The 14,448-nt window shown below is 63.0% G+C and carries 13 protein-coding genes; 4 read left to right on the top strand and 9 right to left on the bottom strand.

Annotated features, from left to right (window positions below; all coding sequences use genetic code 11):
- The first annotated feature begins 77 nt into the window (after nt 1-77).
- Entirely contained in the window at nt 78-1,010 is a 933-nt protein-coding gene (locus AC07UR_RS04080; protein ID WP_209787315.1) for a LysR substrate-binding domain-containing protein, read from the top strand.
- Between the two features lie 114 nt (nt 1,011-1,124).
- Here AC07UR_RS04080 and AC07UR_RS04075 read toward each other — a convergent pair whose 3' ends face one another.
- Together AC07UR_RS04075 and AC07UR_RS04070 are read right to left on the bottom strand one after the other, a co-directional pair.
- Complete coding sequence (locus AC07UR_RS04075) at nt 1,125-2,471, bottom strand: putative bifunctional diguanylate cyclase/phosphodiesterase (RefSeq protein WP_234902852.1); 1,347 nt, start codon at nt 2,469-2,471, stop codon at nt 1,125-1,127.
- A gap of 268 nt (nt 2,472-2,739) precedes the next feature.
- A complete protein-coding gene (locus AC07UR_RS04070; RefSeq protein ID WP_209787317.1) occupies nt 2,740-4,464 on the bottom strand; it encodes a response regulator in 1,725 nt (574 codons plus the stop codon).
- A gap of 306 nt (nt 4,465-4,770) precedes the next feature.
- Between AC07UR_RS04070 and mutL the strand changes: the two genes are divergently transcribed.
- Both mutL and AC07UR_RS04060 read left to right on the top strand, forming a co-directional pair.
- Entirely contained in the window at nt 4,771-6,579 is a 1,809-nt protein-coding gene (gene mutL, locus AC07UR_RS04065) for a DNA mismatch repair endonuclease MutL (RefSeq protein WP_173419147.1), read from the top strand.
- A 94-nt stretch (nt 6,580-6,673) separates the two neighbouring features.
- Nucleotides 6,674-6,907, top strand: coding sequence for a DUF2093 domain-containing protein (locus tag AC07UR_RS04060; RefSeq protein ID WP_077504207.1), 234 nt, complete (start codon nt 6,674-6,676; stop codon nt 6,905-6,907).
- Nucleotides 6,908-7,101: 194 nt separating this feature from the next.
- Here AC07UR_RS04060 and lpxK read toward each other — a convergent pair whose 3' ends face one another.
- Together lpxK and AC07UR_RS04050 are read right to left on the bottom strand one after the other, a co-directional pair.
- A complete protein-coding gene (gene lpxK / locus AC07UR_RS04055) occupies nt 7,102-8,142 on the bottom strand; it encodes a tetraacyldisaccharide 4'-kinase (protein WP_209787319.1) in 1,041 nt (346 codons plus the stop codon).
- Between the two features lie 164 nt (nt 8,143-8,306).
- On the bottom strand, nt 8,307-8,972 hold the full coding sequence (locus AC07UR_RS04050) for an ArsR/SmtB family transcription factor (protein WP_209787320.1): 666 nt from the start codon (nt 8,970-8,972) through the stop codon (nt 8,307-8,309).
- A 140-nt stretch (nt 8,973-9,112) separates the two neighbouring features.
- Here AC07UR_RS04050 and AC07UR_RS04045 point away from each other — a divergent pair, with 140 nt between their 5' ends.
- Entirely contained in the window at nt 9,113-9,610 is a 498-nt protein-coding gene (locus tag AC07UR_RS04045; protein WP_209787323.1) for a DUF2938 domain-containing protein, read from the top strand.
- Nucleotides 9,611-9,660: 50 nt separating this feature from the next.
- On the opposite strand, the gene AC07UR_RS04040 is transcribed toward AC07UR_RS04045, so the two are convergent.
- The 5 genes from AC07UR_RS04040 to AC07UR_RS04020 form a co-directional block, all read right to left on the bottom strand.
- Nucleotides 9,661-10,365: an HAD family hydrolase gene (locus AC07UR_RS04040; RefSeq protein ID WP_173419143.1), complete on the bottom strand. Its 705-nt coding sequence runs from the start codon at nt 10,363-10,365 to the stop codon at nt 9,661-9,663.
- 25 nt (nt 10,366-10,390) lie between these two features.
- A complete protein-coding gene (waaA, locus tag AC07UR_RS04035) occupies nt 10,391-11,704 on the bottom strand; it encodes a lipid IV(A) 3-deoxy-D-manno-octulosonic acid transferase (RefSeq protein WP_173419142.1) in 1,314 nt (437 codons plus the stop codon).
- A 91-nt stretch (nt 11,705-11,795) separates the two neighbouring features.
- Nucleotides 11,796-12,032, bottom strand: coding sequence for a DUF4170 domain-containing protein (locus tag AC07UR_RS04030; protein WP_077504213.1), 237 nt, complete (start codon nt 12,030-12,032; stop codon nt 11,796-11,798).
- A 58-nt stretch (nt 12,033-12,090) separates the two neighbouring features.
- Nucleotides 12,091-12,906 carry a 3'(2'),5'-bisphosphate nucleotidase CysQ gene (locus AC07UR_RS04025; RefSeq protein WP_173419141.1) on the bottom strand — a complete coding sequence of 272 codons (816 nt, stop codon included), beginning with the start codon at nt 12,904-12,906 and terminating at the stop codon, nt 12,091-12,093.
- Nucleotides 12,907-12,967: 61 nt separating this feature from the next.
- The gene (locus AC07UR_RS04020) at nt 12,968-14,314 is read right to left on the bottom strand and encodes a TldD/PmbA family protein (protein ID WP_173419140.1); all 1,347 of its coding nucleotides are present in this window, start codon (nt 14,312-14,314) and stop codon (nt 12,968-12,970) included.
- Nucleotides 14,315-14,448: the final 134 nt, after the last annotated feature.

The raw sequence follows: 14,448 nt of genomic DNA, 5'->3' as shown, positions 1-14,448 counted from the left end.
TCATTTGAGATGATGGTATTGGCGAAAAATTGCGTTGTAACGCTGGAAAAAATTGAGCCATGCGATAAGCCTAAGTTATGGAGAATCTACGCCGCCTGCTTCCGTCGGCAGCCAGCCTCATCGTGTTCGAGGCCGCCGGCCGCCACCAGAACTTCACCCGCGCCGCCAACGAGCTCGGCATGACCCAGGCCGCCGTCTCCTACGCCATTCGCGGACTGGAGGAACAGCTGGGCGTTCCGCTCTTCCACCGCGTGCACCGCGCCGTCGAGCTGACCGAAGCGGGAGAGAAATTCCATGCCGACGTGTCCGTCGGCCTGTCGCGTATACAGAAATCCGCAGAAGACATCCGCTCCAAGGGGCGCGAGACCAATGTGACGCTTGCGGCCTCGACCGCCTTTGCCTCGATGTGGATGCTGCCGCGGCTCAACCGCATGCGCGAGGATCTGCCGGAGATCGACTTGCGGATCCAGACGAGCGTGCGCGATCTCGACCTCGATGAGGAGCCGATCCCGCTCGGCATACGCGGCGGCGATCCCAGCCACTGGCCGCGCTATCATGCAGCCCTTCTGGCCGACGAGGTCGTCAACGCGGTGGCGACGCCTGCCTATATCGAGCAGCATGGGCTGCCCGCCACGCCGGCCGATCTGCTGCGCCACAACCTCATTCACCTGGAAGAACCGGTGCGCCGCGCCTGCGACTGGACCGAATGGTTTGCCAGCGCCGGCCTCGCCTATCCGCCACAGGCACGACGGCTTGCGATCAACGACTATGTCCTGGTGATCCAGGCGGTGCTATCGGGCGAAGGCGTGGCGCTCGGCTGGGAACATCTGACCGATCCGCAGGTGCGCTCCGGCGCCCTTGTGCCGGTTGGCAATCACGTGCTGAAGACCGGACTGGCGTTCTACGTCGTCTGGCCGCGCTCGCGCGAGCTCAATAACCAGGCGCGACGCGTGAGGGATTGGCTGCTGGCGGAAGGGACACGAAACCGGGTGGAGAGCGCCAAGAACTGAATCCGACATGAAGTCGCTTTGGGTGGTGTCGCAGAAGCGCTCTATCTCTCTGTATTCAAGCATTCCCTGGCAGGAGCCGTTTCACGCTTTTCCCGGAAATGCCCCGAGCAGTACCTAAAGCTGGGCTGCGACGCCGCGATAGCGGTCCGAAAGGTAGCGCATGGTGGCAACGGCATCGGCCGGCTTGCCGTAGAAATAGCCCTGGCCCATGCCGCAGCCGAGCGCCTTCAGTTTCAAGGCTTCGGAAAAATCCTCTATACCTTCGGCGACGACCTGAAGCTCCAGACCTTCGCACATCGAAACAATCGCCTTGATGATATGCTCGGACGCCCGATCAACCGAGATCCGCGACACGAAGGCCCGGTCGATCTTGACCTTGTCGAACGAGAAATCACGAAGGCGCCCAAGGCTCGACTGGCCCGTGCCGAAGTCGTCGAGGGAGACGCGAACGCCCGCCGCCCGCAGCTCGGTCACGATCTTCTGGGCGATTTCCGCGTCGGCCATAACGGCGGTTTCGGTGATCTCCAGTTCCAGCCGTCTCGGGTCGAGGCCGATCTGGTTGATGATCGTCAAAAGCCGCGAGCTGGTGGCCGGATCCATCAACTGTGCCGACGACAGGTTGAACGACAGGAACAGTTCCTTCGGCCAGGAGAGTGCCGCGTGGGCCGCCTTGCGCAACAGCGTCTCGGCCAACGATTCGATGAAGCCGCGCTCTTCCGCCAAGGGCACGAACACGGCTGGCGACACATAGCCGAGATCGGCGTCGCACCACCGGGCCAAGGCTTCGAAGCCAACGACTGCGTCGTTGCGCAGGTCGACGATCGGCTGGAAATGCACATCGACCTCGTTGGCGATGATGGCGTTGCGCAGAGCCTGCTCAAGCTGCGTCGCCCGCTTCATTTCCTGGGCGATTTCCTGGGAATAGACGGTGATCTGGCCGCGACCGCGGCGCTTGGAACGATAGAGGGCCGTGTCCGCGCTCTTCAGCAGATCTTCGAACACTTCGCCGGCAAAGGGATAAACAGCAAAGCCGAACGAGGCCGAGAGGCGGACGTTGCGGTCACCGAGATCGAAGGGCGCCGAAAGCACCTCCTTCAGCATCTGGCCGACTTTCTCGGCGCCCTTGCGCTCGAAGACGAGCGGCAGGACGAAAGCGAACTCGTCGCTCTCCGAGCGGATGATCGTGGCGCCTTCCGGCGCGCAGGCTTGCAACCGGTGCGCAACCTGGCAGAGGATCTCGTCTCCGGCTCGCGGGCCGAACAGGTCGTTGATCGGCTTGAAGCCGTCGATGTTGGCAAGGCCGATCGTAAAGGGAGCGGGATCGCTGGCGCGCTCTTCAGCCAGGTCGCAAACGGTCTTGCGGAGTTGGCGTGCATTTCCAAGCCCGGTCAACGGATCGACCGAGCTTGCGACAGCCGGTGGCTCCTTGCCGACACGATGATAAGGGGTTTCGCCTGACATCATTTGCCGGCCACCCGAACAGAAAGCGAGCGAGGCGAGCGACCGACCACTTTAGCCGACGCCACGCTCAGACCTGCGGAGCGGAAATGCGCCTCCGGCAGGGTATGGGCTTGGACGGCTGAGGGGCTGCGATGCATTACGGTGGGGCTCTACGCTTTCGGGCAATTCGGTGCAGAAGATCGCAATCGGGAGTTAACAATCCGATATCGCCTTGCTCCAACATCTGCCATCGACATCCCCAATTCTAGCGAGTTGACACGATTTTCGCTCAACCTGTCGTTCGCATGGCCTTTACCGGCATGAATTTTCGCAACACCGCCTCGATCATGTCCGGGCTGACCGGCTTCATGATGTGATCGTCCATGCCCGATGCCTTGCATTGCTGCAGGTCGATATCGAGGGCCTGCGCGGTCACCGCGATGATCGGGGTCTTCTGTCCCTTGGTCTTTTCAGCGGCGCGAATGGCCACCGCCGCATCGAAACCGTTCATGACAGGCATGGACACATCCATGAGGATCAGCGACGGCTGCAGCTCGTGCCAGAGTTCGACCGCCTCACGCCCATTGGCAGCGATGCGGTGCGAGACCCCCAGGCCTTCAAGGATCTGGGTGAAGACGAACTGATTGATCTGGTTGTCCTCGGCAACGAGGACATCGACCTGCGACACAGGCACGGTCGCGGCGCCCTCGTCCTCAAACGACAGCGACCAGTCCGGCTGCAACAGCGGCGAAGCTTGCGGGCGCTCGGCGCAAACGCGGAACACTTCGGCCAGCACTGCGGCAGCGTCCTGATCGGCTTCGATCGCAAGGACGGGGCAGTTGCGCCAGGCCGTGGGCACATGCTGACCATCTGGAAAAGCAACGTCAAGAAGCAGAACGTCGAGCTTCAGGCCGGCGCTCTCGGACGCCATGCCGAAGGCGGTCAATTCGTCGAGATTGCGCACAGCGCACGCTTCCAGGCCAGAGCCGCGCAGGCGCGTCACCAGGCGATCTTCCGTCAGCCGATCGGCCGTCGCAAGCAGAACACGCAAGCCCCGCGCGGGAAGCGTCTCGATCATCGAGCCCGCCTCCACCAGCTGCTGCACGTTCAGCGCGCGAAAGGGATCGTAGAAATTCTGAGCGGGCGCGAAAATGCTGTAGTCGCTGATCTGGAGACCGCCCGCGGCAACGGAGCCGTCCTCCGAACCATTGTACCAGCCGGCGATATCGGTCACGTCGTTCATGCAGGTGACGACGAAATGACGGCCGGGCATGCCGACGCGATACTTGCGGGTGAGAACCCAGAGATCGCTGCCATCGGCGCGCACGATATGCTCCGCTTCGGAATGCGGCTTGCCGGTTTCAAGCACGTGCCGATCGGACTGCTCGAACCGTTCGGCAAGATCGCTTTCAACCAGATCCCAGGCCGAACGCCCGAGGATCGCGTCCTGTGAAAGATCGTGGATCAGGCAGAACGCCTTGTTGACCGCGATGTAGTTAAGGTTGCGATCCTTGACGCAGATCGGATTGGGCTGAGCGTCGAGGATTTCTTCCGTCAGCTCGACCCTTTCGAGATCGGTCTGCAGCTGCTCGTCGCGCTTCTTCTGATCGGAGACGTCGGTAATCGACAGGATGCCGATACCGCTGGAGAGACGCCGCTTGCGCATCGATACCCAGCGCGTGCGACCGGCCCTCTCGACATTCTCGTAGCGCTCGCGCCAATGCAGCGCCATGTGCTCGGCAATCCAATCCTCGCGGTTCGTCCGGCGACGGCTGTTTTCCGGAACGGTGCCGGGGCGAACGCCGGTGTCGTAAACGGCGCCGAGGAAATCGCGCAGTCGCGTTCCCGGCAGCAGCATCTCGGATGGAACGGGAAAATACTGCAGCATCGTGCGGCTGGCAAAAAGGATGGTGTCGTCCCGACCGCAGACAAGCATCGCAAAGCCGAGCGCATCGCAGCTCGACTCGAGAATGATCCTGTTGATGTCCGCGCCGTTCGGCGCCCCATCGTTCATTGCGCTGTCCTCACTCGCCCCTGCGGCGGTTTCAGTTCGGGACATGCTGGGATTGCCTGGGAAGGCAGGCCTTCGAGCGGGGTGACACGACGTCCAGCAACGCCGCAGTGCTTCGAAGACAAAACCCGTGATCATTCAGGTTGTTGTGGAAAATCGCAGCAGAATATTAAGGGGCAATTAAATCCTCACCTCATTTTTGGGTGCACCAAGTGGTTGCACAACCAAAGCCCGGAGATCCGGGCAAGCGGACGGGGACAGACCTTTATTTTCGCTTCCGTTCCGCCGCCGAATCCGGGAAAATAGGCGATGGCCATCAAGCAGCTCTCCGAAACCCTCATCAATCAGATCGCCGCCGGCGAAGTCATCGAACGTCCGGCCAGTGCCGCCAAGGAGCTGATCGAGAACGCGCTCGACGCCGGTGCGACCAGGATCGAGATCGCCACCGCCGGCGGCGGCAAGACGTTGCTGCGCGTGACCGACAATGGCGCCGGCATGCAGCCCGCGGATCTGGAGCTGGCCGTCAAGCGGCACTGCACCTCGAAGCTGGACGACAACCTGTTCGATATCCGCACGCTCGGCTTTCGCGGCGAGGCCCTGCCCTCGATCGGGTCGGTCTCCCGGCTTTCGATCACCACCAGAACGGCCGGTGCGGCCGAGGGCGCCGTCATCACCATCGCCGGCGGCAGGACGGATCCTGTTCGTCCGTCGCCTGCCAATACCGGCACGGTCGTCGAAGTCCGCGACCTGTTCTTTGCGACACCTGCCCGGCTCAAGTTCATGAAGTCGGAAAAGGCTGAGGCATCGGCGATCTCTGACGTCGTGCGGCGCATGGCGATTGCATTTCCGAAGGTGCGCTTCGTGCTGTCCGGGTCGGATCGAACGACGCTGGAGTTTCCGGCAACCGGCGAAGACCGGCTCGCGCGCATGGCGCAAGTGCTCGGCAAGGACTTTCGCGACAACGCCATCGAGATCGACGCCGAGCGCGAGGACATAAAGCTGACAGGCTTTACAGGCGTGCCGACCTACAACCGCGGCAACTCGCTGCAGCAGTATGTCTTCGTCAACGGGCGCCCGGTCCAGGACAAGCAACTGCTGTCTGCCATTCGCGCGGCCTATTCCGAAACGATCCCGCATGGCCGCTATCCCGTGGCGGTTCTGTCGATCACGCTTGACCCGGCGCTCGTCGACGTCAACGTGCATCCGGCAAAATCAGATGTCCGCTTCCGCGATCCGGGCCTCATCCGAGGGCTGATCATCGGCGCGATCCGCCAGGCTCTGGCGCGCGAGGGCGACCGGGCGTCGACGACGGGCGCGAGCGGAATGATGCAAGCGTTCCGCTCCGGGCAGTATCGACCGCAGCAGCCCTGGAGCGCGGAGACCTCTCCTTCCCGGCCGACGCATTTCGATACCATGCTTCGCGGCCTGTCGGAGACGCCGCAGGCGAGCTTTGCCGCCTTCTCCGCCCCGTCGGCCCGCACGGCATCACTTTCACCCGAACCTCAACGGACCGTCGCGGACGCGCCCGCGCCGCAATCGTTTCCGCTTGGTGCCGTGCGCGCCCAGCTTCACGAAAACTACATCGTCGCGCAGACCCAGGACGGCCTTGTCATCGTCGACCAGCATGCCGCGCACGAACGTCTCGTGTTCGAAACCATGCGAACGGCGCTTCATTCAAAGCCGGTTGCCGCCCAGTCGTTGCTGATCCCGGAAATCGTCGATCTTTCGGAAGACGATTGCGACCGGCTGATGACGCATGCAGACGAACTGGGTCGCCTCGGTCTCGGCATCGAGCGCTTCGGGCCAGGGGCTATCGCAGTCAGGGAAACGCCGGCGATGCTGGGCGAGATGGATGCCGCGGGCCTCGTGCGCCAACTCGCCGACGAGATTGCCGAATGGGACACGGCCAACGGGCTTTCAAGCCGTCTTGAATATCTCGCCGCAACGATGGCCTGCCACGGCTCGGTCCGGTCGGGCCGCCGGATGCGCACCGAGGAAATGAACGCGCTCCTGCGCCAGATGGAAGCAACGCCTGGCTCCGGCCAGTGCAATCACGGCCGACCGACCTATATAGAATTGAAGCTCTCCGACATCGAGCGGCTGTTCGGCAGGAGCTGACCCCGAACGATCGGCAAGGCGAAATACGCTGGCATTTTGCCGAACGCCGGGCTAGATCAGAGACCAGACCAAGCAGACGGAATGGGCATAGACGATGATGAACCGGTTTGAAGGAAGCGCCTCGCGCGAAGCGAAGATCCGTTATCTCGACGGTGACTTCCAGATCGTTCTTGCCGGCTCGCACGTCATCTGCGCGATGACGGGCAAGACCATTCCGGTCGACGAACTGCGCTACTGGAGCGTCGCGCGCCAGGAGCCCTACATCGATGCGGAAGCATCGCTCGAAGCCGAGAAGCGCGCCGGCGCCCTGCCGAACCAGCGCCGCTAAGACTTCGCCGGAAAAAACTAGAGCATCCCGCTTTCAAAAGCGCCAGCATCACAATGCTGGAGCGCCCCTGGTCCATTCTTCTGAAACCCCGGCGGGCGAGGCGACGTTCCATCGGGACATAAGTATCACCCCGGTGATCGGGCCTTGCCGCAACTCTGGTCAAGGCGAAGTTGCCTTGTGCCTCTGTCCCCAGCTTACTTCCGCTCCGCTTCCCGCAGCTTTCGGGCGCGCGCCGCCGAGAGCGCTGACGTGACGATCTTTGCCGGTGCCGTCGGATCGTCGAAGCGCACGTCGATTTCGATCACCCGACTGGCTGCCGCCAGCTCCGCCGCCCGGCCGTGGCCCGGCTCAAGACGAACCATGTCCTTGGCGGTCGTCACGAGGATGCAGCCGAGTGCCGCGGCGCGGTCGAGCAGGTCCGATATCTCGTCCTCCGAGAAATGATGATGGTCGGGGAAACTTCGGGTTTCCTCGATCACGGCACCGGTTTCGAGCACGGTGCGATAGAATTTCTCCGGGTCGGCGATGCCGGCCCAGGCCAGCACCTTGACGCCGTTCAGCGAGCCGTCGTCGAGGCGCACGACCTCCGCTTCGTAGATCTGCTTGCCTGCCCGCGCGGCACGGCGGATCAAGGCGTCGGCTTCGGCGCCGCCTCCGATCTTCAACAGGGCCGTCGCATGGCGCAGTTGGTTGGAGATGGGTGCACGCACGGGCCCAGACGGGACGAGGTACCCGTTGCCGATGCCGCGGCGGGAATCGATGACCAAAAGGGCAAAGTCGAAGGCGAGACGCGCGCTCTGGAAACCATCGTCCATGATGATGATGTCGACGCCCTCGGCGACCAGCCGGCGGGCGCCATCGACGCGGCGACGGCAGACGACCGTCAACGCCTCACGCGACAGCAGCAGTGGCTCATCGCCGACGTCGCGTGCCCTGTGGTGCTCGGGTTCGACGACCGTCGTCACATCGAGTGAACCGCCATAACCGCGACTGAGGAATCCGGGCTTCAGCCCCTTCGCCTTGACGGCGCGCGCAAGTGCGATCGCCGTCGGCGTCTTGCCGGCACCGCCGACCGTGAAGTTGCCGATGCAGATGATCGGCACCGGCACGGAAGCGCGACGGGCGCGATCCATGCGCAAGCCGGCAACACGTCCATAGATCCAGGAAAACGGCCACAAAGCCCGGGCACGCCAATCCGCCTTGGTCCACCAGAACGGCGGCGCTTCCGATACCATAGTTCTTTCCGTAACCCCGTCTGGTCCTTCCGCGAAGGACGATGCACATCTTGACTGTCGCTGCCCAAAAAAACGGCGACGGCATTGTTGGCCGACAAAAAACGTCAGAACGCGGAAAAAGGCAAGCGGCACAAGACAATGTGCGGTTCCGTCAGACGTCTCGCCTAACTCAGGGTGCTGTTCTCAACGGCAAGGCCGGCTGCCTTCCAATCCGGAAATCCGCTCTCGAGCCGGCGGGCAACAAAGCCCCTGCCCTGCAGGACCGTCACCGCATCAAACGACAGGGCGCAATAGGGGCCGCGGCAATAGGCGACGATTTCGCCTCCGGCAGGCAGTTCTGCAAGGCGTCGTTCAAGCTCTTCGATCGGAATGTTGATCGCACCGGGAAGATGACCGGAGGCGAACTCCTCCTCAGGCCGCACGTCGAGCAACGTAACGCCTCCTCCGCGCAGCCGCAGCAGCAGTTCCTCGCGCGAAATCGCTTCGAGGCGGTCAGGTCGATGCAGACGATCAGCAACCAGGCCCTGGATCTGGGCGCGATTGTGCTCGGCATATTGGCGCAGCGCCGACAGCAGCCCGATCACCGGGCCTGTCCCCAGCCGATAGAGCACGCGCTTGCCGTCCCGTCTGGTTTCGACGAAACCCGCGCGCCGCAACTGCTGCAGATGCTGCGACGCATTGGCAATGCTGAGGCCGGACAGCTCGGCGAGGCGCTCCACCGAGCGCTCGCCCTGAGCGATATGCTCGAGCAGGAGCAGGCGATGAGCGCTCGCCAGCGTGCGGGCGAGGTCGGCGAATTCTTCGAAGACATGAAGCTGAACATCGGTCATTGACAGGAGCCTAGCATTTCTCCATCAATCATTCAATGAATCAATTGAATCATATTTTGACCTGCCGATGACGGATTGAATGCCCGCACTGTGCAATCTGCCGACGTGCGGCCATGAACATGATGTGAAGGGAAAAGAACATGGAAACGACTTTGGTGTTGCGAGCCGTCCTCATCGGGATCGGCGCGACCATAATCATGGATCTCTGGGCCGTGGCGCTGAAACGCTTTCTCGGCATACCCTCGCTGGACTACGCCATGGCCGGACGCTGGATCGGCCATTTTCCGCAAGGCCGCTTCCGGCACCAGCGGATCGCAGCAGCGGCGCCGGTTTCGGGCGAACGCCTGATCGGCTGGAGCGCCCACTATGCGATCGGGATTGTCTTCGCCGGTCTTCTTCTGTCGATCTGGGGCCAGGACTGGGCGATGCTGCCGACGCTTGCCCCGGCACTGATTGTCGGTCTCGCGACGGTGGCCGCGCCGTTCTTCCTGATGCAGCCGGGCATGGGTGCCGGCATCGCCGCCTCGAAAACGCCGGCCCCGAATATTGCACGGCTGCGCAGCCTGGCTACGCACGCCGTCTTCGGTTTGGGGCTCTATCTGTCGGCCTTGTCACTAGCGGCCGTCTGGCATCCGTGATTGCCCCCCCGTGACGGCTGCAATGGACGAATTGCGGCTCGGCGGGAAACCTAAAGGACGGCTTCGAGCTCGGTGATATCCGCCAGGCAATGGTCGGAGGCAGCGGCAAGCGACTGGCGCGAGCCGGTGCCCGTGAGCACCGCGACCGTCAGGCCGACGCCAGCGTTGCGGCCCATGTGCATGTCGTGATTGTTGTCGCCGACGACGACGACCTGCCGCGGATCGAGCCCGGTGGCGGCGCAGAAGCCGAGCACCATGCCGGGCTCCGGCTTGACGCCATAGCCGCTGTCGTAGCCGGCGACGTAATGCAGATAACCGTCGAAGCCGAAGCGCCGAGCTGTCTCGCGGATCGAGCGCTCGTTGTCGCTGGAGGCGACACCAAGGCGGTAGCCCTTGGCATGCAGGTCTGCGAAGAACGAGCCGAGGTCGGTGACCGGTACCGCATATTCGGCGGAGCGGGCAAACAACCCATCAAACAGCGTCGTCAACGCTTCCACGGAAAAGGGCGCACCGGCGGCAACGAACCCGGTTGCGATCTCGACCGTGTTACCGGCGGCAAGCAGGCTGTCGGGCAGCACATGGCCGGTGTCCGCATCCATGCCGCCTGCCCTGAGCAGCGTGCGGGCCAGAGCCTCGTCACCCTTGGCGGCGATCTTTGCCAGCTCATAGTTCACCGGCACCCAGCTCTTGGCATAGTCGAGCAGCGTCCCGTCCTTGTCGAACAGGATGCCAGCGATGGCTGTCGGTGCGCTCATGGTGATCTCAAGTCTCCCGGTGCGGTCAGAGGTCGTTGCGCGGCTCGAGCCGTGCCTTGACGACGAGCGGATTGATATAGGGCTCGAGCCCCTTCATCGTCGCCGAAAGCGCTCCGCGCATCTCTTGCACGGTTTCGAGGCCGGCATCGATCATCGAGCGACGCATGTCGTCGTTGGCGAGCAGATAGTTGACGCCCTTGGCCAGCATCTCGACATCGCGGACGATCTTGGCGCTGCCGTTCTTGGCCAGCATCTGATAGGTCTCGCGAAAGTTCTGGACGTTGCCGCCCGAAAGAACGGCACAGCCGAGCATGGCCGGCTCGAGCGGGTTCTGGCCGCCTTCGGCAAACAGCGAACGGCCGACAAAGGCAACCTCGGTCAGGCGCAGATAGAGCCCCATCTCGCCGATCGTATCGCCGAGGAAGATATCGACATCCGGCGTCAGCGGATCGCGGCGGGTGCGGCGTGCGACCTTCAGCCCCTTGGCCGTCAGCGCCGCCTCGATCGCATCGCTGCGCTCGGGGTGCCGCGGCACGATGATCGTCAAAAGGCCGGTGCGCTCCTTCAGCGCCCGATGCACGACGCCGGCAGCCGCTTCCTCGCCGTCGAAGGTCGAGATCGCCGCCCAGGTTTTGCGCGTGCCGATCTGCTGGCGATATTCCTTCAACGCTTGCGGATCGTGCGGCGGTGCGTCGGTATCGACCTTCAGGTTGCCCGAAACCATCACCGGCAGGGCGCCCAGCGTGCGAAAGCGCTCGGCATCGACATCGGATTGAGCGATGACCAGCGCGAGGTTCTCAAACAGCGCGTCGGCAAGCGCCGGCCGCTTCTTCCAGCGGGCGAATGTCCGGTCGGAAAGCCGTCCGTTGACCAGAACCTGCGGGATGTGGCGCCGCCCGAGTTCGAGGATCGTCATCGGCCAGATCTCGGACTCGGCGATGATCGCCAGATCCGGTTGCCAGTATTCGAGGAAGCGGTTGACCGCCGGCTTGAAATCGAGCGGCACGTACTGGTGAATGACCGCCGAACCCAGGCGTCCGGCCGCGACCCGTGCCGAGGTCGTCGTGCCGGTCGTCAGGACGACGTTGATGCCGCGGCGATGGATTTCCTTGATCAGTGGGATGACCGCATTCGTCTCGCCGACGCTTGCGGCATGGAACCAGACGAGAGGCCCCTGCGGCCGCGGCACGCTGGCATAACCGTAGCGCTCACGGCGACGGGCCGGGTCCTCCTTGCCCTTCGCGGCGCGCAGGGCAAGATAGGACCACACGAACGGATAGATCGCCGAACCGATCCAGCGGTAGCTCGAAAGCGCCAGCCGGGCGCGAAAGCTGCTCATGGCTTCAGTCCCCCGCCCGATGCAAAGCTCGGGCGAAGGTCAGACGCAGCGAGCGCGCGGAAACGCGCCACGCATGCCCTCGGCATCGGCATCAATCGTTTTCCGGATCGAGCAGGCGATGCATATGAACGATGAAATACCGCATATGCGCGTTGTCGACGGTCATCTGCGCCTTCGACTTCCAGGCAATGTGTGCGCTTTCGTAGTCAGGAAAAATGCCGACGATATCGAGCTTGTCCAGGTCACGGAAATGAACATCGGTGAGCGTGGTCAGTTCACCACCAAAGACCAAATGCAGACGTTGTTTCTTCTCGGAGTCGTGAGCCATTGGAGTTCCATTTTCTTATAGGATATGGGCGTTGGTTTGCGGCATTCGGCCTGAAAGGTCAATGGCCCTCAAGGGTCCTGGACGCGGCAAGCAATCCCGGCAACGCCGCCTTCGACGCCGCGCAAAGTAGGCCATGAACCACATTGGGGCGATTGTAGGACAGAGCTTGGGATTGAAGTGTATTGAGCCCTCCGCCCGCCCTCTCAAGGATGAGATCGGCAGCGGCGAGATCCCAATCATGGGAGTTCTTCTTGACCACGGTGCCGTCGATCCGCCCATCGGCAACCATTGCCAGCCGGTAGGCGAGCGACGGCACATGCGGCACCCGAACGATACCGTTGCGGTAGGAAGGCGCCAGGCTCGAAACGATGTCTTCGGCGACCGCCACGTGCAGGGCGTCGCCGTCCTGGGCGTCACGCACACGGATGCTCGCACCGTTTTTCAGCGCCGGGCCATCCACCGTTGCCTCGTAGATCTCGTCGAGCGCCGGCGCATAGAGCACGCCGGCGACAGGCAGACCTCGGTGGACGACCGCGACACTCACACACCAGAGATCCTTGCCGGCGATGAAGGCGCGCGTGCCGTCGATAGGATCCACGACGAAGACCGTCTCGCAGGACAGGCGGCTCTGATCGTCGTCTGTCTCTTCCGAAAGCCAGCCATAGTTCGGACGGGCGAGAAGCAGACGCTCCTTCAGAATGTCGTTGGCGGCGATATCGGCCTCGCTGACCGGCGAGCGTCCTTCGTTCTTCCAGCGCACATCGGGCTTGTTGCGAAAGTAGCGGAGTGCGGTTTCGCCCGCGGCAATCGCGGCGGAAAGGATCAAGTCCAGATCCTCCCTCCACGTCGCGATCGATGGTGCTTTGTGTGACATTCCAATCCTTACGCGACGGCATATCGCCGAACGCTTTTGTCATGGCATTGACGTGCGCAGCTTACAGGCCGGCGAGCGTCATGCCTTCGATGGCGAGCGTCGGCGCGGCAACGCCGAACTTCCGGTCGATATCGTCGGCCGGCGTGATGGCCATGAACATCTGCTTGAGGTTCGATGCGATGGTGACTTCGGACACGGCAAAAGACAATTCGCCGTTTTCGATCCAGAAACCCGAGGCGCCGCGGCTATATTCACCCGTCACCATGTTGACGCCCTGGCCAATGAGCTCGGTCACGTAGAAGCCGGTTCCCACACCACGGATCAGATCTTCGCGCGAAATGGAGCCCGGCTCGAGCGCGAGATTGGTCGAGGCGGGATTGACCGTCGGGCCACCGCGCACACCGCGACCGTTGGTCTCAAGGCCGAGTTCGCGCGCAGCCGAGGTCGACAGGAACCAATGGTTCAGCACGCCATCCTCGACCATCGTCAGTTTGGATCCGCTGACACCCTCGCCATCGAACGGACGCGAAGACGAGCCGCGCACGATCAGGGGATCGTCGGTCACCGACAGACCGGCCTTCATGATCTGCTTGCCCATCATGTCGCGCAGAAAGCTGGTCTTGCGCGCGACGGAAGCACCGTTGATCGCACCGGCGAGATGGCCGACGAAGCCGCGCGCCATGCGCGGATCGAAAACGACGGTGACGTTCTTGGCGGTCGGCACCTGGCGAGGGTTGATGCGCGCAACCGCGCGTTCGCCGGCAACCCGGCCGATATCATCGGCCGCCCGCAACTCGTCGAAATAGATGCGGCTGTCGTAATCGTAGTCGCGCTCCATCTTGGTGCCCTCGCCGGCAATCGCACTGACGGAGCGGCCGAAGCGGGTGGCCATGTAGGAACCGGAGAAGCCCTGCGAGGTGACGAGCACCAGCCCGCCCATGCCCGCCGACGCACCCGCGCCGCTGGAATTGGTGACGCCAGACACCGCCAGCGCCGCTTCTTCGGCGGCCAGCGCCGCTTCCGTCAGGGCGTCCGTCGAAACCTCGCGATCATCGAAGAGTTCGAGATCCGGGTAGGATTTCGCCAGCCGATCCGGATCGGCGAGCGAAGCGAAGGGGTCTTCCGGCGAGGCCTTTGCCATCGCCACGGCCCGCTCCGCGAGTACCTTCAGGTCGAAACCGGGATTGGCCGATACGCTGGCGACACGGTTGCCGACGAAGACGCGCAGCGAGAAATCGTCGCTTTCGGATGCTTCGGTCGCCTCGACCTTTCCGAGGCGAACCGAGACAGAGCGGGAGCGGCCGCGAACGACGACGGCGTCAGCCGCATCGGCGCCTGCCTTGCGGGCAAGATCCACCAGTTCGGCGGCGCGTTTTTCGAGGGAGGCGGAATCGATCGTTTCTGACATGATGTGGCCTTTCATTCCTGCCCCATTTATTGTGCACTGAAGCATGCATCAAGGGCATTGGCATGATTCCCGCCCAGACACCGTAATGTTACTCCCGCCGAAACGCTCGTCTGCCCCCGGGCAGGACGAGGCGA

Source organism: Ensifer sp. GW821-FHT05G01, assembly GCF_059419585.1.
The sequence above is the reverse complement of the archived record's forward strand: the minus strand, read 5'-3'. Positions and strand labels throughout refer to the sequence as shown.